The organism is Cellvibrio sp. GW822-FHT04B05 (assembly GCF_058800985.1).
The window spans coordinates 701,916-726,783 of sequence record NZ_JBXAMU010000003.1 but is presented as its reverse complement, the minus strand read 5'-3'; the positions used below and the strand labels follow the sequence as shown (position 1 = coordinate 726,783).

Sequence of the window (24,868 nt, the reverse complement as noted above, 5' to 3'; positions counted from 1 at the left end):
TTTGTGGCAAGACAATCGGTAATTCACTCTTGTGTCTTAGTAAGACGTTGGGCTGCCTCCGTTAAATGCGAAGAAGCATTTTTTGGAGACTTAATAAATATCGAGTAAGGACTGGAGGTCCAATATATGCGACTTTGTTCAGAGCAAGTGTCCATGCTACTTGCTAGTAACAGGTGGAGGAGCTGGTTGTAATCCATTTGACATTTCTTTTATCCTGGCAACAACCGCTCGCACCTCCGGAGGGGTATTGTTATCAAAAGCTGGAAGGCCCGCGCTACTTCTTCTTTCTGCTAGATCATTATAAGTTAAATCAGCTTTAGCCATAATTGCCTGAAGTTCGTGGTCGGACATAGGAAAGCTGGTTTTGTACAATTCCAGGCTCGTCTCTGAGTTGGGGTCTCCTCTCTTTATTCCAACATACAAAAATTTAAATGCCTCCTCAATGGCTGCTTTGCGTAATTTATGATTTCTATTTGCAGTTCGAAATTTTAATCGGCTTATTGCATCCAGCGTAGACGTGTACCCTAGAACAGATGCTTCATACAAGTGGTTGTGAGCCTTATCTAAAGCTTCATTCGACAATTCCGAAGATTTTTTAGCACCTATAATTCGATTCGCTAAAACTAAATGGGCTTTTGGATCATTCTGATTAGCTAGCTTGTTCAATCCTTCGTCACTTATGCTTTCGTAGCTAAGCGTGAGGCTACCATCTAAGTCATAGCCTGCTTGCGCAGCCCAAGTATTAAAAACTGTCGCTTCGTGAGGTAGAAGTACTCTTCCATCATTGGCTTGAGAGATACTGGATGTGGAAACTTTAGTGGCTTCGAGATTCACTTCATTCGAGGAGATTATCCTACTTTCGGCAGACGAACTCGACGCAATATTATCGGTGACGCGAGGCATTTTTTCTGAGGGAATCGGCTTCGTTGAAGAATAGAAAACGAAAGCACCGACACTGACAATAAGAATAACACCTACAATTGTTCGCATATAAATCCATATGAATTTAGCTCAGAGTAGAGCATATATTACTAACATAACTCTGAGCTAGACAAGAGGTGAAGCGCTAGATGGTTACAGCGCCATTATTTTTTTTATAGAATCAGAGCTGAGAAAAAATTATAAATTTAGTGCTACTATTCATTCGGTTTCTGATAACTGAAACTAAATAAAGTTTATCAAGGAGATTTACAAGATGTTCAAACTTTCTAAGTTCAATGCATTGAAGCTAGCACTTTCTTCAACTCTAATTGTTGCGCCGATGTCGGCGTCAGCCGATAAACCCCCTTGTTCAAATGGCGATGCGTTTGGTGGCTCTAGGTCTTTGGTAGTTGAAGCCGACGTTAGTGCCGCAGACATAACTAACATGTCTGCTCATGCATGGAAAGAAATTGCGGAAGCTGCTCAAGAGGCTTACGGAGGTATGGTCTCGGCCGATGGAGAATTTGTTACCATCACCGTCGCAATTAAAGCTTACGGTTTATTCCCTGGTGCTGCTGGTCCTTTCCCGATAGATTTTCATTCACAACAAAGTATTGGCCAAGCCATCATGCAGCAGCGTGGCCTTCAAAATACATATCCTAACGCATTTAAGGATATGGAGTGTGATCCGAGAAAAAATAATGGAAATGATTGTTGCGATGAGTGTGCCGGCATATCGATGCTAGGTCCTTTGGATGTTTTTAACACTGGTTTCATGATAGCGGGGGTAAAACCTTTAAGAAGACAAAACGGTTTTAGTATGATCAAAGCCAGCACAAAACTGGCCGCTTAGTCTAGATGGAAAGTAGTAATCATCGTCGATTGAAGATGCTTACTACTTCTTTGATTTAATTATACATATTCATGTGCAGCAATTTGAGCTGGCGCAGGCATAAAGGGATTTGACTTCACAGGTAAAAGGAATTGATCATCATAATGTTGCCACGCTTTGGGCCCCTGACTAAACTCCTCATCTGTCAATAAGCAAGCGTTTAGATCATTCTCAAGCTTCTCCCTATCTAAATTCTGTCCAATAAAAACTATTTCTTGCCTACAGTCTCCAACATTTGAATCCCATTTTTTAAGAATCCAATTTTGCATATTTTTATTTGTCGGCCAATTTGATCTACTCGTATAAACCCACCATTGCCCAGCATATTCATACCTCATAATCCCTCCTGCTTGATTCCACAGGCATATACTCTCAAGCTGGCTAGACAGCCAAAAAAAACCCTTTGATCGGAGGATGATCCCATACTCCCATTCGCGCGCAATGAGGTCTGAAAATCTTTTAGGGTGGACCGGGCGTCGAGAATGCCAGACAAAGCTCTCTATGCCATGACTATCGGATTCTGAAATCTCCTCTCCACGCATAACTGCCAACCAGCCTGGAGCAGTCTGGGCATCAGCTAGTGAATATCTGTTAGTGTTAAGAATGAGGCTAGGGTCAATCTCGCCATCCCGTAGCGATATTGTTAGAGCTCTGGGGTTTAGTGCTCGTAAAATGGATTTGATTTCATTTAACCTATCGGAGGAAATCAAATCCATTTTGGTTATTAAAAGAACATTTGCGAATTCAATTTGCGCGATTAGCAAATCGGAAGTGGTTAACCCTTTGTCACTCTCCTGCTGACCCATCAGTTCTGCGTACTTATAGCTATCAAGGAAATTTGCACCATCGACCACAGTTACAAGGGTATCCAAATACGCCACATCATCCAACTTGCCACCGTCATGCAAATCGAAAGTGAAAGTCTCTGCTACTGGTAGGGGTTCAGAAATGCCGGTAGACTCAATTACCAAATAATCAAAATCGAAATTATCAGCTAATTTCCTGACCTCTAAAAGAAGATCTTCTCTAAGAGTGCAACAGATGCATCCATTATGCATTTCAACAACATTTGGATTGGATCGAACCACCGAATTTGAGTGAATGAAATCGGAATCAATGTTAACTTCACTCATATCATTAACAATTACAGCAATTTTCAAACCATGATTACTGGTCAGTATCTTGTTTAGAATGGTAGTTTTCCCCGCACCTAGAAAACCCGAAAGTAAAGTCACAGGTAATCTTTTCATACAATCTCCTTAATATAATTATATTCCGAATTAAAAATAAGCTTTGCCGCGTAAAAATCAACGGATCATTGCTTGAGAAATTCAATTAGCTATCCATTTAATAGGCTAGTCTAGCTTTCATTGGCGGCGCGGTAGTGTATTTTAGTAATGATGCTTACTACAAGAAGGTTAAGACTATTTTCTTTGTGAGATATGCCTTACATGTGGCACGCAAAATTGCGTATCAATTAAAAAGTTAACTCAATAAAATTTTTTAATAGACCCACCAGGTTTTACCCGATGCTTTATAGTCTTTAAAAAACGCCGCGTGCATTTATCAGAAGTAGCCCGTCGTTATATTCTTTGATTAAAATATTGTGAAATAAGGCCCCTAATGCCCAAAGCAATCGGGGCAAAAAATTAATATTGTTGCTGTATGGATCTGCCTTGAGTAAATGCTCTCACCTTCCAGTCATATTGGGCTGATAATTCACCTGCATAGCTCAATGCTGAGTCGCAGGTGGAAAAATCCCCAACGCATTCAGTACCACCTCCAACACAATGCAAGTACACACTATAAAGCTCTGAATCCTCATCATCGACTTCATAGTGAGTTCCGTCTGAATCATCAGCGTCGTTGATGTTTCTTACACCGTGAATCTCTATCGCATCGTACTGGCGAGGATCATTTGAAATAATCGATTCAGCATATCTGCGGTCGATGACGTCAGACGTAGCTTCATCTGACTCTTCTGGTTCGGGGAAAAGCATCTCAGCTCGAATTTGTAGCACATCCCAGTTAATGCCGACTTCGGCATCACGATAGCGATCCGTTTCCTGAAGAACTTCATTTGCTTGCTCATTGGATAAGTCTGGTCTTACTGACAGAACATCATCAATTTGCCAAATCACTTGTATTTGGGTAATTAGCTCTGTTGAGTCATTAACATCTACAAGCGTATAGACGGGAGTCAGACTCATGCACTTGAAAGATCCAAGAAGAAATACTAAGCAGACGCATTTATGGACTGAGCGTAAAGCGAGGGGCAGATTCGACCGAGTAGACAGGAGTTTGATGGAGTAATCACAATTATGAAACGGTGATCTTGAAGAGAGGAACGATTTTCTTAGCGTCCTCACATGTGGGTGGATTATTGATTAACGCCACAGCGTCGTCACAGAAGTCAAAGCAACCTATCCCTACATCCGGCTTTCTTATGACCTGGAAAAATGAGGTGATTAGAATTCCGTCTGGTCGATAGAACTCGAAGTACCTTATTTCATGAGTAAGGTTGTCTGCTACACAAGTGATTTTCAAAGATAAGTCCATTTACGCCTTCGATAAAGCAATTGTTCTTGTATGTTTATACGAACCTCCTTCCGTGGTGTGTATTCAATGAGTACAAAACATCGTCATGCTACGGTGCTTTCGAAAATTCCTTAGCGTCAGCGTCAAACCAATTCTGTCAGGAACTCGTGCCACGCACCTCAATTGGAACAGCAGGAATTAAATTTTCCTTTAAAATATGCGTTTGATTTACGGTTGCTGCCAGCCGAACTTTGACTGAATGAATACACTGGCTTTCGATACTAATGAGGCGGGAGGTAAAGCGATTTTATCAATTGTGCTCGCAGCACAGGCCTCAGGGAAAAAAGTAAAGGCAGTTGGTACGGGTACTTGTCCGATTTACGGTGTTATGGAAGCATGGCACTGGGGAACGATAAACTCCTAGCCACAAAGTGCTAACCATCCGTGTGGACAAAAGGCGATAGTTCACCTGAACCGGAAACACTGCATTGCCATGTAATCAGGTGCGAGGTGCGCATAACGCATCATGACTTTAAGGTCAGAGTGACCAAGGATGCTTTGGAGTGCGAGAATGCCCCCACCATTGATCAAAAGATGACTTGCGAAGATGTGCCATAGAACGTGAGTTAGTTGCCCATCAGACAGCTCAATGCCTGACCGCTCGACAGCATTCCTAAATGCCCCTTTACAGCTCGAAAATAACCTTATCCCTACCAGAAAAACGGACACGCTTAAATACTACGGAGCCACGCACCGATTTTTTGTGATGTGATATCGGCAACAAATTTAGCGATAAAGAAAGTCGGCGTATCAACGACGATGCGGCCAACAATGCAATGCTTGATAGCCATCATGCGGCCGCCTTGGCAGCTTTTGTACGCTGTAAAAATTCTTTGAATTTTTTAAGTTCGGACGCTGGGAAATTGATATAGGCGTTTGCGAAGTAGACAGAGAAAATCACCTGCCCTGCTTGGATATCGTGAGTGACGTGTGGGGAGCACAGGCAAAAGGAACCGGTGGGGATAAAGGCCAGATAGTGCGGGTAGCGGTGAAGGCAAGGCGGGCCTCAATTCAGAATAAATGTGGCTGGAGGTGTTGTAGGAGCACTGATTTTTTTCCGCGATACTTATAGTAATTTCTTATTTAGCGTTGAATGATTCCTTTGCCTAAAATCGGGCAATCGATTAATGATAATACCTCGGAGGCTTCAAATGTCCAAGAACCGTGAGACCACATGCACGTCAGCTGCATCACAAGTGTTAAGAAGCAGCACTGCCAGCAAATCAGCCAAGTCATCTGCTGGCTCAGCACTTTCCCAAACCAAAAGCCCAGCCAAAGTCACATCCTCAACAACTAGTTCTGCAGCATCAAAAGTGCTGCGTAGCGACACGTAGACTAAAGCACAAAAATCAGCAGCTGGATCAGCATTGACTCAATCACCTGGGAAGAAAAAATAAAGGCACTAAACGCGAGTGAAAGAACACTCAATAATAAAGTCGAGTATTTATAAAACGGAAACAATATGAGTAAAATATTTTTTATTGTGACAGGAGCACTACTCGCGAACATACTAATAATAAAAAACGCTAGCGCAAACGAGTGCTGGCGAATAGAGCGGCAGCTAAATGAAGCCAATTACAAACTGCGACAAGGCGGAAATGCAAGCTACTTGAAAATGTGTTGGCAAAGCCGAGATCACAATACCAAAGAGTTACCAAAGTGTAGAAAACGGTTTGGCGTTGGCGACCCATCAATCAATGTAGCTACCAAACTTGCAAAGCGACCAATGTAGATTACTCTTCTCCAGTAGGCCTAATGAATTACCATGGCCTGCTGCAATAACTCTATTTAAATTTTTATTTTTATTTTTATGGCCATCAATCCAGGTCTACGTTGAATTTCATTCAAGATTTTTATTGGCCTTTAATGTTTCACGCGCCATTAACTTTTTTACAGTTTGGGACGTTGGAAAAATTGACATATTTTATATCGGGAGCTTTTATGGGCATTGGTAATCGACGTGGACTGCGGTCCTTCCTCTGGGCTGTGTTTTCCTTATTTATTATCGGTGCAGCAGTCCCCGCCCTCGCCGATGCAATTACTTATACACAACGCTTGCTGAATAATACCAATGGCGTCCAGGGGCTCGCGGGAATCAGTGATGTGGCCGTAAGCGCGGACGGAAAATTCGTTTACACAGCATCCTATTCGGCGTCCGCCGTTTCGGTTTTCTCCCGCGACCTGGTAACTGGACAATTGACCTTCAGCAGTGTAAAAACCGGGACTTCCACCGCCTTCAGCGTTGCCACCAGCCCGGACAATAAAAGTGTCTATGCAGCGTCGCCCACTGGTTATATTTTCGGCTTCTCACGGGATGAACAGACCGGTGCGCTGACGCAGATAAGCATGGTCAATAGCTCGCCCACCAGCGGTTTCGTTTCTGTGAGTGTTAGCCCCAATGGCAAATTTGTTTACGGGGTAGGAGGCTCACCCAGCGGTTTGGCGGTATTTTCCCGCGACACAAATACCGGTGTGATCACCGCTGTGGCAGATTACGCCGATAACGTCAACGGCAATTACCTGGGTCAGGGCTTTGGCCCCACGATCAGCCCTATCAAAAATATTGTTTCCAGTGCGGATGGCCAGTATCTGTATGTAACCTCCACCGCTGATAATGCGGTTTCACTGTTTAGCCAGGACCAAACCACCGGCGCGCTTACCCTGCAGGCGGTTTATATTGATGGCCAAAGCGGTTTTGATGGTTTGCAAGGTGCATCCTCAGTCAAAATGTCACCGGATGGTCAACACCTGTATGTCACCGGTCAGAGCGAATCTTCCATTGCCATCCTCGGTGTTAACAGCACTACCGGCGTACTGAATTACATTGGCAAAGTCACCCAGGGCGTTAACGGTATTACCTCCCTTTCCAGCGCCCGAAGCTTGGCCATTAGCCCTGACGGCCGCTATGTATTAGCCAGCGCAATTACATCGAATAGTGTGACTGCTTTTTCACGCAATCCGACGACCGGTATGCTCACCTTTGATAGCGCTGCCACAAATAATGTCAATGGTGTGCTTGGTTTGGCGGGCCCGTCGGGCATGTCTACTGATCCACTTAACCGCCACCTGTATGTTGCGGGCCAGACGTCCCAGAGCCTGGTGGTGTTTTCATTGCCCACGCCTGCGGTTCAGTTAGCCACTAACCAGGCGGCAGCCATTGTGTCAGGTGCGGCAGTCACGCTTGACAACCAACTTGCAGTTTATGATTCGGATAGCCCTAACCTTGCTTCAGCGAAAATATCCATCAGCGAAGGCTTTATCAGCACAGATACACTTTCTATCACCCCCACATCCGGTATTACCTCCAATTACAACGCAAGCACCGGCGAACTCACGTTGACAGGATCCGCTTCCCTGGCGGATTACCAAGCTACGTTACGCACTTTAACTTACCAGGCCGGTGCCGATGGTAGCCTGGCACCTGGGCAATTTTCCTCCAGGAAGGTGAGTATCGAGATCACCGATCCTGATAACAACACTGGCGCCGCTGCTGTTATCAATGTGTCAGTGGAAAATCCGAATGGGTTTACCGTCACTTTCGCCGACTGGAATGGTTCGGTATTGAGTACGCAGGTAGTAGCGAGTGGGGGTGCCGCGGTCGCCCCGACGCAGCCAACCCGGACCGGTTATACATTTACCGGTTGGAGTACGACATTTAATAACATTACTGCAACCACTACAGTTACGGCACAGTACAGCATCAACACCTATACAGTAACGTTTGATCTGAATGGCGGCACTGCTACCGGCGGCGGTGCGCTGGTGCAAACGGTTAATTACGGCCAGGGTGCAAACCAGCCAACTTTCACTCCACCCGCCGGTAAAACCTTTAGCGGCTGGAGCTCCACATTTAATAATGTAACGGCCAACACCACGATAACAGCCCAGTACACCGTGAATAGCTACACTGTTACTTTTGATTTGAACGGCGGCGCCAGCGCTGGTGGGGGTGCATTGGTGCAGGCTGTAAATTATGGCCAGGCGGCAACTCCACCAATACCTGTTGCCCCGGTAGGAACAACCTTTACCGGCTGGAGCACCAGTTTCAACAACGTTACTGCCAATACCACTGTTGTAGCCCAATATGCTGTGATTATGTCCACCGTCACTTTTGATTTAAATGGCGGTACCAGTATTGGCGGTGGTGCAGTGGTGCAAACCGTGAATTATGGGCAGGCAGCGGTCGCACCGGTTGTTGCTGCTCCTGCAGGAAAAACCTTCAGCGGCTGGAGTACCGGTTTCACTAACGTAACATCCAATACCACTGTAACTGCCCAATATACGATCAATTCTTACATAGTCACTTTTGACTTGAATGGCGGCACCAGCACCGGCGGCGGTGCGCTGGTTCAAACTATCAATTACGGCCAGGCAGCGGTAGCGCCGGTAGTGTCTGCACCTGTGGGTAAAAGCTTCAGTGGCTGGAGTACTGTATTTAATAATGTGACTGCCAATACCACAGTTACAGCGCAATACACCAATAACATGCATACAGTAACGGCAATCGTCGTCGGGAATGCGACAGTGACACCCGCGACTCAGGAAGTTCAGTCAGGCTCCAGCGCTACTTTCACATTGAGTCTCGCTCACAGTGATGATTCTGTATCCCTTGGCAGCAATTGCGGAGCATCCTTGTCTGGTAACCAGGTAACAACGGCTGCGCTGGGCGCAAACTGTACGATTACCATCTCCGTTTACGCAACTACCCATGTCACCCGTGATAACTCGACGTCACTGGCTGTTAACACTAGTAGCCGTTTCAGCTTTATCGGAGGCGAAGGCACTAAATCCCTGAGCGGTGTGATGCTCAAGCGCTCCGGCGAAGAAGTTGTCATGGAGGAGGCCGCTGGCAGGGCGCTGATCACGGCGCAGACTGACGGCAGTTACCTTTTCAGTGCCAATCGTACCGGGCGCTACAGCCTTGTGTTTGTAGATTCCGTCTCCGCTGAAAACGTAACTGTAACCTTTGATGTGTTGCCCTATATCGCTTTTACTGCCAGCAAACAGCCAGTGCAGCAAAACACCGCTACTACATTGCGAATTTGGCTGAGCGATGAGCCTATCGACTATCCCGTAACAGCTAGCTTTAGCGCTACGGGCGCTGTGGTAGCCGCTGAACAATTTGCCTTCACGGCAGAAGATAATTTGCGTCGCACCTACACTGTGACAGCCACGGCAAGTGCAGCAAATATCAGTCTGGATAGCAATGGTGCAGTTGCTGCACTGGTGGGTACTCCGGCGCTTCATACCCTAGCGGTACAGCAGCAACTGCCACCGCTGGCATTGGATGTAGTGGCGATGCAAAACGGCCAGCAAAATTCAGTCGTCACTACGGCAGATGGTAGTGTTTCACTAACGGCTACCGAGTTAAATGGTGTAGCTGCTACCTATCAGTGGACCGCAACCGGACTTACATTAACGGCTAATGGCGCCAGCGCCAGCTTTGACGCAACGGCAGTACCGGCAGGCCTTTATACCGTGAACGTCCAAGCAACCGCCGCTGATGGTCTCACCGGACAATATTCATTGGCAGTGCGCGTAATTGCAGACTGCAACTTAACAAGTTGCAGTGATACTGGTACCAGCGGCGTGCCTGCTGCGGTGAATCCGTACGCGGCAACGCCTAATCGTATTCCTGTATGCCCGGCCGTCAGCGGAACCGGTAATCGCGTCGCCAGCTGTCAGGTGTCAGGCGCGGCGACACTCTATGCGGAAGTGCCCAATCAATATTCCCTGTCGCTGGGCTCATTCTCTGGCGACCAATCCTGGGCGTCAGGACAGTTTGGTATCGCGGTAAATGACACAACGCTGGCTGATACCACCTATAGCCATTTGGGCACTGTCCTGAATTTTGATGTGGCAGGTCTTGAGCATGCCGGCGAAGCAGTTCCCATCGCAGTACCTTTACCGGCAGGCGTAGTGATCCCTCAAAATGCGGTGTGGCGAAAATATATCAACAATAACTGGCAGAATTTTGCAGTCAATGCTGACAACCAACTTCACAGTGCCAAACGTAATGCGTTGGGGCAGTGCCCTGGTGTGTCATCCGATGCATGGATGGAAGGCTTGATTGCTGGTAACGACTGCGTTCGCTTGACCATTGAAGACGGCGGCCCTAACGATGCAGACCAGGCCGCCAATAGCACTATTCGCGATCCAGGCGTACTGGCTACAGCCATACCGGTCGTAGTGACTCCGCCGGTAACGCCACCGCCGGCAACGATTGTTAAAAATGCTGAGGTCAAGTCAGGAGGAGGCAGTGTGGATGGTATTGGCCTACTGTTCCTGTGTCTATTGAGTCTGGTGCGCCTGCGCAAAGTATGGGCATTGTTTATCTTATTGCCGCTGCCCGCCCTGGCTTTGGATGGTTATATCGGACTGGAAGGCTTGGCGGTCAAGACGTCGGTAAACAGTTCGGATGTAACAAATAAGCTGTACGAAGCAGGCCTGTCAGGTACCGCTCAAGTGGAAGATGGTTCACACAGGGGATGGCGAGTTTATGCAGGATTTCCGCTTAATGATGCTTTCTCAATAGAGCTGGGTTGGCTGGACCTCGGCAATATCATCACAGATTTCCATAATATTCCGGAAGCTGCGACGCTAAAGCAACTTGCTGCCATATCACCGCAATCTGGCGATGGCCTTGAGTTGAGCGGGCGTTGGGAAGTTACTGATCGCTTTGCACAATTCAAGCCCGGTTTGCAGGCAGGGGTCTGGAGGATGAGTACCAGCAACCGCTATGTCGATGCCGCAGGCAAAAGTCACAGGGATGCCAACGATTACGTCCCATTTATTGGTGCTGATGTGCGATGGCTTTTGACAACCCAATGGTCAGCAAAATTAGGAGCGTCTCATTACTATACGGAAGATTATGGTACCACCAGTATCAATCTGGGATTCATATATAACTTCTAAATCTCCGCAATAGAACCCGCTTTGTCCATCTACAGGCAATCAATTCTGGAATTGATTGCCTTTCCATCAAGCGACGTAGGCATTAGTGGAATTATTTTCTTCATGTCTAACGTCCAGTTTATGCAAAGGTACGCATTATGATTTGCATGGTATACATCAGTTCTGCAACCCTTGGCCTTAGCGATAGGGAGATCACCGGCATTGTTAAAGCGGCACAAATTAATAATCAACAACTCGATATTACCGGCATCCTGCTGTATAACAGTGGAAATTTTATGCAGCTTATTGAGGGGGAAGATGCAAAGGTCGAAGGCCTTTACGAAAAAATTGCGCAGGATAAACGTCACACGGGCGTAACGCTCTTGCTTAAGGAAACAATAACCCACAAAAATTTTGACGATTGGTCTATGGGCTATAAAGATCTGACTGGATTTAAAATTGAACCTGGGATATTAAGCACGTTTTTAGATGACGACTTGAATTTTTCCATTTATAAAAATAATCCTTATCGTGCGTTGCAATTTTTAGAAATGTTTAAAAAAATTAAATCGTAATAACGATAGGGTTTAGAAATAGCATATTAGCCAATGCATGATTATCTGCATAACATTTAGTGGTCTATGATTCACATGGCGGCAATAAAAATACAACATGCGTAAAAAAACAAAAAACCGCCATTAGGCGTTTTTTTTGCAGTCGAAAGAAAAATTACTTCTTCTTTTCCCCCCGCCTGATTTACCTTTACCTGCTTTATCTTTGTCTTCTGGATGTTGACTCATGATAAAAACCTCATTGCCTGCCTGGACAAATAGGACATGAACCATCAGGAGCAGCAATACCACCTGATGGACACGCAGGAGTCTCGGGATCATCATCATTGGGAGAACAACCAGAGGTTGGATTAGCTTAGGTATCGTAATGAGTATACCAAGTAGATCCCTCAGAGCATGAGCAATTTACATTACAGCGACCAGCAATTAACGAAGGATTCCAATCACACTGTTTTGACTCCCAATAACCTTTAGGCCCAAATTGACCAGATACACATTGATTGGCAGTAGCCTGATTGCCTTCAGCAGCCGGACAACCAAAATTGCCATTTGTTTGGCAAACCGGTAGAGATTCAGCAGCAAAACAACATGAGAATGCAGTGATAAAAAAATTAATCGGCGGTTGAAAATCCTTTAATGATGGCAGCGCTAATAACAAGGCCTAGCAGTGCAGTAATCAATCAAACGAGCAAGCCACTGTAACACATTGATTTATATATAAATAATTTGCACCCGATGATCTATTTTAGCTATAAAGATAGTATGGCTACCTTCGATCACCAATTTGTAATCCACAATTCGACCATTCATAATGGCGCAATGAGGCTCAGTGAGTTTCAAAGATATTGATTTTATTGATTATGTGGTTCAGTGAGGGCTGGTTATCAGCTCTCATAATGCCGGGGTCGGCGGTTAAAGTCCGCTTCTAGCTACCATATTTGAAAAGCCGGCCTGGTTAATCCCTCGCCGAATTTTATTGCCCGCAATTCCTCATCTCCATTACATTTATTGTCGCTCGGGTCAAAACTGCTAAGTTGAATTAATTAGTTTGACGTCATCCATCGTAATAGACAGAATTCATCCACCCACCTGAAACTGCAATCGGGACAGCACCTATGTCGTTATATGTTTTTGATGTTAAAAAAACCGATGGAAGAAAAATCCCTGACCCAATGGGCATTCTCCCACCACCTACACTCGCAGCAACTGATGAGATAATCAGAATCACAACGGATTCGGATGAATATTTTGAAACAGTGAGAAGTAAATTTGAGAAAGAGAATTTGCCGTTTACGTTGGTGATGAAGGTGGATTAAAAAACCGTGAGCGATTTAAAATCATAATCGACTACTATTCAATCCTCAATCACTTTATTACGCTCCAAATTCTCCACCACCTGTCGATATTCCTCACCCCATTGCCCCATTAATTCCAAAATCGGTTTCAGGCTGAGGCCGAATGCCGTCAGGTTATATTCGACTCGCGGTGGGACTTCTGCGTAGACCTTGCGGGAGATAACACCGTCGCGTTCGAGTTCGCGTAGTTGTGTTGTCAGCACACGCTGGGTTGCCTTGGGGATTAACCGGCGCAATTCGTTAAAGCGGATTGTGCCGCGCAATAAACAAAACAAAATCATGCCTTTCCATTTTCCACTAATAACATCCAGGGTAACTTCAATAGGGCAGCCGTATTCGGGATTTTTTTTGCGCTTGGTCATTCGATTTTGCCTTTGGTATTAACAGTGACAGTACCCAAAAGGATACCAAGGAAGAAAAAAGTGCGCTCTTACATCGATATCGCCATTCATGCAGAATGATTTTACACACTCAAAGACGCATGGAGATTTCACATGAAAAAAATTTTATGCATCGACTCAAGCCCGAGAAGTGCTCGCTCCCATACACGGCGACTCACACAGCAATTTATTACACAATGGTGTGCTAAATATTCCGATACAGAATTAACGCATCGCGACCTTGCCAAGCAACCACCTATGCCCGTTAGCGAGGGCTGGATAGCTGCTGCATTTGCACCAGCTGATGAGCGCACCGAACCTATGAAAAATCAGCTTATTGAAAGTGATACGTTGCTCAATGAACTGATAGTGGCTGACATTACGGTGATTGGTATTCCTATGTACAACTTTGGTGTACCGGCGCCATTCAAGGCATGGATTGATCAAGTGGTGCGTATTGGGCGCAGCTTTTTATTTGAACCGGAAGATAAACAAAAGCCGTACAAACCGTTACTCGCGGATAAACCTACGTTTATTATCATCGCCACTGGAGATGCAGGTTATGAACCCGGTGGGCCGTATTTTTCTCTTAACCAGATTGAACCCTACTTGCGCACCGTTTTCCCATTTATAGGCATCAACAATTTACAGTTTATCTATACAGGTAATGACGAATTTGGTGGCGAGCAATTACAACAATCACTTAATACCGCACAACAAAAAATTCAACAACTGGTAGATAGCACTATTGCAGAGGAAACACATTAGATTTCTTCCATGACCAGAGGTTACCTATCGCAAAGTTTTATTTTTGCAAATAAGTGACTCTGGTTTTATTGATAATCGCAATCACACCCTTACCGCACAAATCTTTTACTACCATTTCCACTTCATCTTCGCTCAATGTTTTTTGGAACAATGAATTAATGGTACTTGAAAGGGTTTTTACGGTGTTGGGTTTGCCTTCCATTTGGGCCAATCGGGCTTTTACGACGCTCGTTCTTTCAGGGAGGGTTTTTAAGCTGGACTTTTGCAGGATGGAAACTTCATTGATGCTGCTGGAGCGGGAGGCGAGGATATTCCGATCTTTCAGGTGCTGGATAAGTGGGTCAAAACCCGTGTCTTTGGAGACGATATGGAAGTAGGCATCAGGTTCGATTGCGGCCCGTTCACCGAGGTAGTAGCCGATGTGAAAATCCAGTGCGTTTTTGCCGCTGCCGGAGGTAATCACATATTCAACTCGAGCGCCTAAGGGTTGCAGAGTTCGCGCCAGGCTCGTGTTGATTTTCGTTTGTGTTGAGCTGAGAAATAACAGGATATAGAAGTTTCCCTTTTCCAAACCCGCAATTGAGACGGGCTGTACATTTTCATAATCGATAAAAATATAGCTCTTGCGCACGCCAGTTCTCCTTCGATCGCCATCATTTTATGTATAGCACCTATCTTGAATACTGTGACAACTAAAAACCGGGATTGGGTCATTTATTTTTAACGGTTAGAGCACTGCACTAATGGAAGAGATTAAATTGCACCGCGTATACGAGCGCACCCACCAAATAACCCAGCAATGCCAGCGCACTGATTTTTTTCAGGTACCAGATAAAATCGATTTTCTCCAAGCCCATTGCGGCAACACCGGCGGCGGAACCGATAATTAAAATTGATCCACCGGTACCGGCGCAGTAGGCGAGGAACTCCCACAAAAAACTGTCGGTGGGATATTGCTCCAAACTGTACATGCCCATGGATGCAGCAACCAGGGGAACGTTATCCACGATGGCGCTGACCAAGCCGATAAGCACCACTATAATATCCAGGCGACCAACTGACGCATCTAACCAAGCCGCTATGGCGGAGAGAATATGCGTGTGTTCCAAGGTAGCGACGGCAAGCAAAATCCCGATAAAAAAGATAACCGAAGACATATCAATGCGCTTGATCGCATGGCTAATGGTTAACTGATCTTTGTGTACTTCTTCTTTATTACGATGCATTAAATCTGCTACCAGCCAGAGGATACCCAAACCAAATAGGATCCCCATAAACGGGGGCAAGTGGGTAATGGCTTTGAATACCGGAACAGCGATCAATACACCTAAACCTAACCAAAAAACAACGCTCTGCTCCAGCGGTGTTGTAAGGTCATTATCATCGCGCACCGCAGCGACAGGTGACTCAACTGAACGGCCGCGCATTACAAAAGCCATTGCAAGCAATGGGACTAATAAATTCACGATTGATGGAAGGAACACGCCGGTAATAATATTGATGGGGGTAATTTGTCCACCAATCCATAACATAGTAGTGGTGACATCACCGATGGGTGACCAGGCACCACCCGCATTGGCGGCGATGATGATCATGCCCGCGAACCACAACCGGTCTTCGCGCTTCGCCAATAATTTTTTCATCAACGACACCATGACGATAGCGGTGGTGAGGTTGTCGAGAATTGCGCTGAGAAAAAATGTGACGACACCAACTAACAACATCAACGATGATAATTTGGTCGTTTTAATTCTGCTGGTGACAACCTGAAAACCATTATGCGCATCAATAAGCTCGACAATTGTCATCGCGCCCATTAAGAAAAAAACAATCTGGGCAATACCGACCATCGTCTCCGAAAGTTCGTGCGGAATATTGTGCCCGCCAGTAGAAAACACGGCATAAACCGTCCAGAGTAAACCGGCACCTACCAGTGCCGAAGCAGCTTTATTAATATTGAGTGGATGTTCAAGCGCGATAGCGACATAGGCCACCACAAAGATCACAACAAGAGCAGTTAACATATTGAATACTTTGAAATTTATTTTATCGTAACACCATGTTACAACGGCATTTAAGCCTATCACGCAGTTTCTGGCTAATCCAGTTACTTAGTGATGCGCCCTACCCTTACCTATCTGCACGATTGAATTGACTCAATCATCCACTGGCGACAGAATTCATACCGCCGCCCAGTGAGTTGCATGCGCAAGGCTGGACAAGCAATCAGGAAGACAAGTAATAAATCGTCAATCAATGGAGAAATGGATTTGAAAGCAATAATTATCGTGCTGGCGCTTGCCCTACTGGTGATACCAAAACTCGCCATCGCAAATGACTGTGTTTATTGGCAGAAGCAAATTAACAAGGTAAGCAGCTGGAGCAGAAATGGCGGGAATGCCAAACAGCAAAAGGATTGGCAGCGACAACAGCAATATCTGCAAAACCAATTGGCCAAATGCAACGGAACTACTTCCGGTCCGATATCCGTCGCCAAAGGCCAGGCGAGTAACAGCAATAATTATGCGGCCGCAGTCCGCATAAGCAGCACTATTAATGATAGTGAGCTTCAACAATTGATTACCAGTTGCAACCGCTGGATCGATATTTATAACAACAATCCAACCTTTGAACACCAATCGACCAAAGATACTGCTTGCAGGACAGCAACCAATAAAGAGTCGCAACTTAAAAATCCGAAACAAACATCGGAGATCAATATAAAGCGCGGCATTAAAGAATGCATTAAACCTAACAATGTCGTCGATAAGGATGTGAAGGAATGTATGCAGGGATTAAAAGAACCGACATGGATCACAGCTAAAAATTAAGCTTTTCTAGCGCTATTAAATAATCATTTTGTTGAAGTGGATTTACGTGAAATGAAAACCACCAGCACGGCAATGACCAGCACCAACGCAAATAATGGCTGCAACGCACTTGAACTATTTTGATCGGCAAACCATCCGCTGGGCGATTGATGCTCAACGGTAGCCCTCTCATTACCCACACAAACAATATTACCCTGGCAAACACCTACTGCCTTGATAGCAGCAGAATCAGCGACATCCTTGTCATCAACTCCTGCCTGATTCATCTCCTTATGCGAGACCGCGTTCTGGGTAGCACCCAATGCTGATTGATTTGAATCCGTAGGAATCGCAGCAGCATAGGTTACTATTGAAAAAGAAAATAGCGCGAGGAAAATGAGTGAATGGTTGATCATTCGCGTAACTCCTTTTTACACATGCTTAACGCAGATCCCAGTCCCTTTTGGAAAGGTAACGAGGGCTAACTTGTAGCCAGGCGCCAGCCATAAATGGCATACCGTAGTGCTGCGGGACTTAAGGCAATAGAGAAGGCATAATGCTTATTGCGCATCCGTGTAACCTGAAGCCCGTATCACTGAGCGCAGTCTTATCCCTGGCTTACGGAACTAATCGTCCCGCTCGCTTATCCCTGCTGGCGCCGTGCTACAGTGGATAAGGTATAGCACCACAAAATAAATGTATGTGATGTTTTGGGGTGGGTAAATGTGAAATATTCACACTTGTCATATCAGTCACTCCTATGACTGCCACTCCCCTTATCTGCACAAATTCACGCATTTACCTCTGGCGCAAAACTCCACAATCGTCTTAATATTCGTCAAGCAGCGTTTTATGAATGCGCTGCAGAAAACATATAAGAACCGTTTGTCGATATTACGGATATTCAGGAAGAAGATATTCATATGCGTAGACCTCTTTTACTTATCATCATGCTGATACTTTCATTTTCCCAAATTGAAATCCAGTCCTCCACAAGAATCAATATTATCTAATATCGAGAATGTAAATGATCCAACGTGAGACAAAACTTAGAATCGCGAGACCAACAGATAATCTTGAAGATATTACCAAAATGTATATCGATGGATTAGGCTTTAAACTGCTTAGTAAATTTGAAAATCATGATGAATTTAATGGTTCAATCGTAGGCCATGAGCATCACCCGTTTCATTTCGAATTCACTCATCACATAGGCACCAAAGTTGGAAAAGCCCCAACAAAAGATAACCTTTTGGTTTTCTATATTCCCGATGAAACCGAATGGCTAGATGCATGTTTGCTAGCGAAGCAAGTCGGTTTTAAGCTCGTAAAATCATACAATCCATACTGGGATAAGATTGGCAACACATTCGAAGATATAGATGGATACAGAATTGTATTGCAGAAATCCGAATGGTTAGCTTAAAGCTACAATTAAAAACCATATCTTGTAACTGCACACGAATTCACCAGGAGTGAGTATGACGATAAATTTGAAGGAAGTAGATGGCATAGCTATAAACCCCAAACACAAGGCTTCTTGCCATTGCGGCGCCATAGAATTTGAACTTGACCTGCCAGATGGGTTAATTGATGTACGCCGTTGCGACTGTTCGCTTTGCAGGAGACGAGGCGCAATTGCCGCGTCAATTCCACTGTCCGGCATTAAAATGGTAAAAGGAGAGGATCTGTTAAAGCTTTATCAATTTAATACAAAAACTGCCAAGCATTATTTTTGCAGCAATTGTGGCATATACACGCATCATCAGCGCAGATCGAACCCTACTCAATACGGGTTTAATGTTGGCTGCCTTGAAGGAATAAACCCACTGAAAATACCCGATGTACACACTTATGATGGAGTGAATCATCCTGAAGATCGCAAGTGATCTCAATATTCGCTTTATAAAAACAATCACTAAAAATGAAGGCGCCAATCGGCGCTTTTATTTTTTCTCTTTACTAATCATTCAGTTTAAAAAACGTGGCGCGATAGTTCTGATTTCCTACTGAAACGTCAATAACCCTTCTAAATTCTCCGCATTAATGTGCGATAACCGGCAATAAGATCGAACTCCGTAATAGTACCCTGACTTCACAAATGAACGTTTTGCGCTACACGGCACCAAATTCATTTTCAACTTGACGAGATATTAGTCCAGCAATCGAATAACCAACGAAGGAGGCAACATAAAAATGGGAATAACTACATCGGTAGGAAGAAGTGGAGTAAACAGTAAAGAGGATGTTTTATTTGTGCAATCGGCACTAAATGCCTATGCGAAAAAACATGCTAGTAATACTTTTTTGCTTAAAGTAGATGGCATTTGTGGTGAGGATACTACGCAAGCAATATTTAATTTTCAAAAAAATCATGTCGGCATTGCAGTTCCCAGCGCCAGGATCGATCCTAATGGTAGAACCCTGCATTATTTAACGGAACACCAGCCATACCCAAACGCTCGCCGTTATCAAACACACATTAAAGAAGCAGGTGCGCGTTGAATTTTGTAATCCACACCTGAAAGGATTGCATATCAAATTGAACTTAAGTTTCGCATCAAAAAGAAGGCGACTGGATTGTCGCCTTTGTTTTTATAAATTTTTAAATCACTCCATCTTAAAAAACGTAGCGCGATAATGCTGCAACTCTGCAATTGAATCTTTAATATCATCCAACGCTAAATGTGCACCGGATTTTTTAACGCCGGCGACAACATCCGGTCGCCAGCGGCGGGCTAATTCTTTTACAGTGCTCACATCCAGATTACGGTAATGGAAATAATCTTCCAGCTTGGGCATGCCGCGTACTAAAAAGCGGCGATCCTGGCAGATGGAATTTCCGCTGATCGGTGATTTTCCTTTAGGTACCCATTGCTCCAGGAATTGGATGGTTTCTGCTTCCGCTTGTTTGATGCTGACTTTACTCTCGCGCACGCGCTGGGTGAGGCCGGATTTACCATGCTGGTTGGTGTTCCATTCATCCATATTTAACATGATGCTGTCAGGCTGATGGATAGCGAAAACGGGGCCTTCGGCGAGGATGTTGAGGTCGGCGTCGGTGACGATGGTGGCGATTTCGATAATCACATCGGTATCCGGGTTGAGGCCGGTCATTTCCAGATCGATCCAGATCAGGTTGTTTTCATTCAGCATAAGTAATTCCTCGGTAAATAGGGCACAATTGCCGCGCAGCTTAAAGTAATTACCCAGTCTAGCCAAACATCACCTATCTCACAGGGCAAGATCACCAGCGCATGACCAAACGCAAATTGACTCGCCGCCAGCAATGGCGCATCGACAAAATTCAAGACGAACGCACTGCCCGCGTGGCGAAACGCGATAAAGTCACCGATGAACAGCTTAATGAAAGCGATTTGGGGCCTGAGCAGCTGGGGTTGATCATCACCCACTACGGTACGCAAGTGGTGGTGGAAGTGACCGAGGGCGAGCAAACCGGGCAACACCAGCGCTGCCATTTCCGCAGCAACCTCGGCTCGTTGGTAACGGGCGATAGAGTGGTATGGCGCACCGGTAACCCGATGGGTGTAGTGGTAGCAGTAATGCCGCGCGATTCCGCCCTGCAGCGCCCCGATCCCCATGGCGATATGAAAACCGTTGCCGCCAATATCGATCGCATTATGATTGTGGTCGCGCCTTACCCCGAACCACATGCAAATTTGATTGACCGCTATCTGGTCGCCGCCAATGCCATCGATATCGAGCCGGTGTTGGTGATTAACAAAACCGACCGTATTGATGACAGCACCCGCGAAAAAGTAACCTATCTGGAAACGACTTATCGCAAGTTAGGCTATACGGTATTAATGGTGTCCACCAAAACCGACACCGGCCTGGATGAATTGCGCGAATATCTTGCGCATTACACCAGCGTGTTTGTGGGGCAATCGGGCGTGGGTAAATCATCGCTGGTAAATGCACTATTACCGGAATCGAACTTGCGCGTAGGCGATTTGTCGGAACGACAACAGGGCACGCATACCACCACCAGCGCTACGCTGTTGCATTTTCCCGGCGGCGGCCATTTAATCGATTCGCCCGGTATCCGCGAATTTGGTTTGTGGCATATGGAGGAAGATGAAGTGCTGGAAGGCTTTATCGAATTCAAACCTTTTATCGGCCACTGTAAATTCCGTGATTGCTCCCATCGCCACGAACCGGGCTGCGCGATTTTAAAAGCGCTGGACGATGGCACAATCAGTGCAACACGTATGGATTCCTACCGTTATATTTTGCGAACGCTCAACGAAAATTGATTTACACCCGGAATCGGCAACCGTTTTGTTTTTCATACTTATAAAGGAGCAACTCCATGGCACTTCCTTTCGTGATTGAGCCAACGCAACTTGCAGCACTTTTAGCGCAACCGACCAGTAAATTATTAATTATCGATATGTGCGCCGAGCAAACCTATTTGCAAGGCCACATCGACGGCGCGATTCATGTACCGCCGCATAAAATCCTCAGCGGACAACCGCCCGCTCCGGGCAAGATTGCACCGATTGAACAATTGAATCGCGTATTTTCTTTTTTAGGTTTAACACCTGACACCCACGTTGTGGTGTATGACGATGAAGGTGGCGGCTGGGCCGGCCGGATGATCTGGACCCTGGATGCCATCGGCCACAAACATTACTCCTATTTGAACGGCGGTCTGCATGCGTGGCTTGCATCCGGCCAATCAGTTACCAAAGAAGTACCGGTGCTGACACCAACAAAAGTTGATTTAAAAATTGATCCAATTGTTGCGATTGAAATTACCGATATCCTCGGCGAATTGGATCGCGCGGATTTTGTGGTGTGGGATGCGCGCAGCCCGGCGGAATTCAGCGGTGAGCGCATGACCGCACAAAAAAATGGCCACATTCCCGGGGCAATTAATTGCGAGTGGACGAATTTAATGGATCGCAATAATGCATTGCGCATCCGCACTGATGCACGCGAATATTTGGCATCGCTCGGATTAACGGCCGACAAAAGAATCGTAACCCATTGCCAAAGCCATCACCGCTCCGGCTTTACTTATTTAGTGGGTAAAGCAGTTGGATTAAATATTCGCGGCTACCACGGCTCATGGGCGGAATGGGGTAATCATCCTACTACGCCAGTCTCACAGTAACCGGCTGCTGGCGCAAAAACCGCACTCGAAAAAGCCCGCTCAGCGGGCTTTTTATGGCGCAAAATAACCACTGCGTAATTCTACCTAACCACATCATCTTGACTGAACTTGTCGGTCGTCACTTCTCTGCTATGCTTTTTTTCATATCGTGATGCATGTCACGGTGGCGCAATATCCGCGCAAACCTGCGCTGATGTTACAAGCTGATGTGCAGAACCTGCGACTATGTCGCTTTGAATACTTGGGATTCGCGGAATTGATTAGAATTTATACTTTCTTTAAGGAATTTTTAAATGAAAAAAACGCTATTGAGTGTTGCACTGGTCAGTGCTTCCCTGCCTTCATTTGCAAGCGAATATCACGGTAGCTTGTCTGGAGTGTCCGGCGCGGCTTACTCAACCGGTAATTACTCTGAAGGCGTATTGCTGAATCCAAGTCTTGGGGCAGCCTATAATCCGGACAAAGATGATTTTGCTCTGTTGATCGGCGCGGGTGCGCTAATAGCTGATAAAAATGATTTGGTTGATCAGGCGGATGATCTGGTTGATCTGTTTGATGAAATTGAAAACTCGCAATTTTTAACCAATGCCCAGGCAACCGAACTGAAAAAACGTTTGAACGATATTGATGGCGATAGTGCACGTGCTGCAGTGGGCGCGAACCTGGTGCTGTCCATCCCGAACGAATTGGTATCGATAGCATTTGTTGTAAGTGCGCGCGGCAATATTGCAGTGAATCCGGATGTTGCCGATTCTGATCTGGCACTGATCGACCGCTATCTGGCGCAAAATCTTAATCCATCTGATTTGGAGGCCGATTTGGAATCAACCATCACTGCTAAGGGTGCAGTGGCAACCGATATGGGAATTTCATTTTCCAAAGCCTTCAAGCTGGAAAATGGCAGTCATCTTTTAGTAGGTTTCAAACCCAAAAAAGTTGAAGTGGAAAGTATTGTCTACACCGAAAACGTTGCCGATTTTGATGAAGATGATTTCGATTCCGACGATTACACCGTTAAAGAAAAAGCCAGTAATTACGATCTTGGTTTAACTTACATCACAGGTGATCTACGTTACGGTTTTGTGGCGAATAATTTGCAAAACAAACATTACAAAACCATTGATCCTGATGAAACTATTTCAATTGAGCGCCAGTTCACCAGTTCTGTTGGTTACGCAAAAGGTAACTTGAAAGCGGAGTTCGCACTGGATTTAAATGCGGTGCCGGCAATCGGTCTACCGGGCGATACGCAGATGTTGCGTGCTGGGATTGAATATAACGCATGGGATTGGGTGCGGCTGCGCGCCGGTCTTGCACGCGACCAGAAAAATACTCAGGAAGATACCTACTCCCTGGGTATAGGCGTTGGTGCTTTCAACCTCGCGTACATCAGTGGCTCAAATGACACCGAGGGTTTTGCATTGAGTGGCGGCATTAGATTTTAAAATTTCACATCAGTACAGATTGGATACTCAATAAAAAAAGCTCCGGCTACTGTGAATAGCCGGAGCTTTTTTTATCGACTAAAAATTAATTTACTCGACAACGCGCAAATCCTAAACCAATCAAACCAAGGCCGATCAAAAATAATGCCGATGGCTCAGGTACATTGACTTTCGGAGGGGTTATTCCATAAACGGTTTGCAAATTACCGGAAATACCTGCACTCAAAAAGCGAACGCCATTCAGATTCAAACCATCACCCAGCTGCATGTAAGCATCGGGAGCAATGTAAGTACCTTGCATGGTACCGGCCGCAACATTCACATGACCTGCATTCAAAACACCATGCATATTAAACAGTACATTATCCGCAGAAATACCATCGAGAATAATCGCTGCACCACCGCCCAATACAAAACCGTAGTAGTCCACGTTGATGATAAATACATCGTCCAGTGAACCTTTCAAGGTAAGGCTATTGCCCGCGCTTAAATTTAAACCGGTGATGTTAAACACCGATACATCGCCTTGGCGATTAAAGGTTTGGGTGCTGTTGATATAGCCGGCACTAACTCCACCCAACGCTTTCGCCGCTTGCGATGCGCTTTTTACATCAGCGTAGAGTGCATCCCAAAATGCAGAGGCTTGCACTGTGGCAGCGCCATCAATATCAGCACCAGGATTTTGGGTCAGCGAACCGAAATCCGCATCACCATGGATAACTGCATCGTGAGCCATGTTGAGGTTATTGCGTACACCCACATTGCCATAAATTTCTGCAGCAGAACCCAATTCAAGATTGCCGTACATAGGCTGGCCGTACCAGACCGACGTGCCAGTCGCGAGCAAGGTGTAGTTGCTTGCATTACCCAAGTCCACGGGCAATGCAAACACAGCGCTGGATGCAAGAGCGCATGCCAATGTCACTGATTTGAGGAATTGTTTAATCACATGAATACCTTTTTTAGTTGATTGTCAGGTCTCATGCCGTATTTATAGTATTTTTGTGTAAGAGAATTAATTTTAATAAGTAGTGGCCATTACGGCGACGTCTAATTCAGCAATTTTTGCACCATTTTGGGAAGATCGATAGAA

At 45.5% G+C, this 24,868-nt stretch carries 23 protein-coding genes; 12 read left to right on the top strand and 11 right to left on the bottom strand.

Features of this window, described 5'->3' with window-relative positions; all coding sequences use genetic code 11:
• Nucleotides 1-156: 156 nt before the first annotated feature.
• Complete coding sequence (locus AC1RJL_RS13000) at nucleotides 157-990, bottom strand: hypothetical protein (RefSeq protein ID WP_492914648.1); 834 nt, start codon at nucleotides 988-990, stop codon at nucleotides 157-159.
• 205 nt (nucleotides 991-1,195) lie between these two features.
• Here AC1RJL_RS13000 and AC1RJL_RS12995 point away from each other — a divergent pair, with 205 nt between their 5' ends.
• Nucleotides 1,196-1,774: a hypothetical protein gene (locus AC1RJL_RS12995; protein WP_492914647.1), complete on the top strand. Its 579-nt coding sequence runs from the start codon at nucleotides 1,196-1,198 to the stop codon at nucleotides 1,772-1,774.
• A gap of 59 nt (nucleotides 1,775-1,833) precedes the next feature.
• On the opposite strand, the gene AC1RJL_RS12990 is transcribed toward AC1RJL_RS12995, so the two are convergent.
• From AC1RJL_RS12990 to AC1RJL_RS12975, 4 genes are all read right to left on the bottom strand, one after another.
• Complete coding sequence (locus AC1RJL_RS12990) at nucleotides 1,834-3,063, bottom strand: GTP-binding protein (RefSeq protein ID WP_492914644.1); 1,230 nt, start codon at nucleotides 3,061-3,063, stop codon at nucleotides 1,834-1,836.
• A 399-nt stretch (nucleotides 3,064-3,462) separates the two neighbouring features.
• A complete protein-coding gene (locus AC1RJL_RS12985) occupies nucleotides 3,463-4,023 on the bottom strand; it encodes a hypothetical protein (RefSeq protein ID WP_492914642.1) in 561 nt (186 codons plus the stop codon).
• 793 nt (nucleotides 4,024-4,816) lie between these two features.
• Entirely contained in the window at nucleotides 4,817-5,080 is a 264-nt protein-coding gene (locus AC1RJL_RS12980; RefSeq protein WP_492914640.1) for a tyrosine-type recombinase/integrase, read from the bottom strand.
• A 2-nt stretch (nucleotides 5,081-5,082) separates the two neighbouring features.
• On the bottom strand, nucleotides 5,083-5,205 hold the full coding sequence (locus AC1RJL_RS12975) for a hypothetical protein (RefSeq protein ID WP_492914638.1): 123 nt from the start codon (nucleotides 5,203-5,205) through the stop codon (nucleotides 5,083-5,085).
• Between the two features lie 1,147 nt (nucleotides 5,206-6,352).
• Here AC1RJL_RS12975 and AC1RJL_RS12970 point away from each other — a divergent pair.
• The 3 genes from AC1RJL_RS12970 (at nucleotide 6,353) to AC1RJL_RS12960 (ending at nucleotide 13,193) form a co-directional block, all read left to right on the top strand.
• Nucleotides 6,353-11,326, top strand: a complete 4,974-nt coding sequence (locus AC1RJL_RS12970; RefSeq protein WP_492914636.1) for a beta-propeller fold lactonase family protein — start codon at nucleotides 6,353-6,355, stop codon at nucleotides 11,324-11,326.
• A 146-nt stretch (nucleotides 11,327-11,472) separates the two neighbouring features.
• A complete protein-coding gene (locus AC1RJL_RS12965) occupies nucleotides 11,473-11,880 on the top strand; it encodes a BLUF domain-containing protein (RefSeq protein ID WP_492914634.1) in 408 nt (135 codons plus the stop codon).
• 1,112 nt (nucleotides 11,881-12,992) lie between these two features.
• Nucleotides 12,993-13,193 carry a hypothetical protein gene (locus AC1RJL_RS12960; protein ID WP_492914632.1) on the top strand — a complete coding sequence of 67 codons (201 nt, stop codon included), beginning with the start codon at nucleotides 12,993-12,995 and terminating at the stop codon, nucleotides 13,191-13,193.
• Between the two features lie 38 nt (nucleotides 13,194-13,231).
• On the opposite strand, the gene AC1RJL_RS12955 is transcribed toward AC1RJL_RS12960, so the two are convergent.
• The gene (locus tag AC1RJL_RS12955) at nucleotides 13,232-13,594 is read right to left on the bottom strand and encodes a winged helix-turn-helix transcriptional regulator (RefSeq protein ID WP_492914630.1); all 363 of its coding nucleotides are present in this window, start codon (nucleotides 13,592-13,594) and stop codon (nucleotides 13,232-13,234) included.
• A 132-nt stretch (nucleotides 13,595-13,726) separates the two neighbouring features.
• On the opposite strand from AC1RJL_RS12955, the gene AC1RJL_RS12950 reads away from it, so the two are divergent.
• Nucleotides 13,727-14,380 carry an FMN-dependent NADH-azoreductase gene (locus AC1RJL_RS12950; protein WP_492914627.1) on the top strand — a complete coding sequence of 218 codons (654 nt, stop codon included), beginning with the start codon at nucleotides 13,727-13,729 and terminating at the stop codon, nucleotides 14,378-14,380.
• Nucleotides 14,381-14,417: 37 nt separating this feature from the next.
• Here AC1RJL_RS12950 and AC1RJL_RS12945 read toward each other — a convergent pair whose 3' ends face one another.
• Nucleotides 14,418-15,011, bottom strand: a complete 594-nt coding sequence (locus tag AC1RJL_RS12945) for a PIN domain-containing protein (RefSeq protein ID WP_492914624.1) — start codon at nucleotides 15,009-15,011, stop codon at nucleotides 14,418-14,420.
• A 109-nt stretch (nucleotides 15,012-15,120) separates the two neighbouring features.
• Entirely contained in the window at nucleotides 15,121-16,404 is a 1,284-nt protein-coding gene (nhaD, locus tag AC1RJL_RS12940) for a sodium:proton antiporter NhaD (protein WP_492914622.1), read from the bottom strand.
• Between the two features lie 246 nt (nucleotides 16,405-16,650).
• Here nhaD and AC1RJL_RS12935 point away from each other — a divergent pair, with 246 nt between their 5' ends.
• The gene (locus AC1RJL_RS12935) at nucleotides 16,651-17,211 is read left to right on the top strand and encodes a hypothetical protein (RefSeq protein WP_492914620.1); all 561 of its coding nucleotides are present in this window, start codon (nucleotides 16,651-16,653) and stop codon (nucleotides 17,209-17,211) included.
• Nucleotides 17,212-17,234: 23 nt separating this feature from the next.
• Here the strand turns inward: AC1RJL_RS12935 and AC1RJL_RS12930 are convergent, their stop codons facing one another.
• Complete coding sequence (locus AC1RJL_RS12930) at nucleotides 17,235-17,606, bottom strand: hypothetical protein (RefSeq protein ID WP_492914618.1); 372 nt, start codon at nucleotides 17,604-17,606, stop codon at nucleotides 17,235-17,237.
• Between the two features lie 611 nt (nucleotides 17,607-18,217).
• Here AC1RJL_RS12930 and AC1RJL_RS12925 point away from each other — a divergent pair.
• The 3 genes from AC1RJL_RS12925 to AC1RJL_RS12915 all read left to right on the top strand — a co-directional run bounded on the left by AC1RJL_RS12925 (nucleotide 18,218) and on the right by AC1RJL_RS12915 (nucleotide 19,695).
• Entirely contained in the window at nucleotides 18,218-18,616 is a 399-nt protein-coding gene (locus AC1RJL_RS12925; protein WP_492914616.1) for a VOC family protein, read from the top strand.
• Between the two features lie 55 nt (nucleotides 18,617-18,671).
• A complete protein-coding gene (locus AC1RJL_RS12920) occupies nucleotides 18,672-19,079 on the top strand; it encodes a GFA family protein (protein WP_492914614.1) in 408 nt (135 codons plus the stop codon).
• 307 nt (nucleotides 19,080-19,386) lie between these two features.
• Nucleotides 19,387-19,695: a peptidoglycan-binding domain-containing protein gene (locus AC1RJL_RS12915; RefSeq protein WP_492914611.1), complete on the top strand. Its 309-nt coding sequence runs from the start codon at nucleotides 19,387-19,389 to the stop codon at nucleotides 19,693-19,695.
• Nucleotides 19,696-19,800: 105 nt separating this feature from the next.
• Here the strand turns inward: AC1RJL_RS12915 and orn are convergent, their stop codons facing one another.
• Entirely contained in the window at nucleotides 19,801-20,346 is a 546-nt protein-coding gene (gene orn / locus AC1RJL_RS12910; RefSeq protein WP_492914610.1) for an oligoribonuclease, read from the bottom strand.
• A gap of 101 nt (nucleotides 20,347-20,447) precedes the next feature.
• On the opposite strand from orn, the gene rsgA reads away from it, so the two are divergent.
• The 3 genes from rsgA (at nucleotide 20,448) to traF (ending at nucleotide 23,775) form a co-directional block, all read left to right on the top strand.
• A complete protein-coding gene (gene rsgA / locus AC1RJL_RS12905; protein ID WP_492914608.1) occupies nucleotides 20,448-21,467 on the top strand; it encodes a small ribosomal subunit biogenesis GTPase RsgA in 1,020 nt (339 codons plus the stop codon).
• A gap of 56 nt (nucleotides 21,468-21,523) precedes the next feature.
• The gene (locus AC1RJL_RS12900; protein WP_492914606.1) at nucleotides 21,524-22,330 is read left to right on the top strand and encodes a sulfurtransferase; all 807 of its coding nucleotides are present in this window, start codon (nucleotides 21,524-21,526) and stop codon (nucleotides 22,328-22,330) included.
• 293 nt (nucleotides 22,331-22,623) lie between these two features.
• Entirely contained in the window at nucleotides 22,624-23,775 is a 1,152-nt protein-coding gene (gene traF, locus AC1RJL_RS12895; RefSeq protein ID WP_492914604.1) for a conjugal transfer protein TraF, read from the top strand.
• An 85-nt stretch (nucleotides 23,776-23,860) separates the two neighbouring features.
• Here traF and AC1RJL_RS12890 read toward each other — a convergent pair whose 3' ends face one another.
• On the bottom strand, nucleotides 23,861-24,724 hold the full coding sequence (locus tag AC1RJL_RS12890; RefSeq protein WP_492914602.1) for a PEP-CTERM sorting domain-containing protein: 864 nt from the start codon (nucleotides 24,722-24,724) through the stop codon (nucleotides 23,861-23,863).
• Nucleotides 24,725-24,868: the final 144 nt, after the last annotated feature.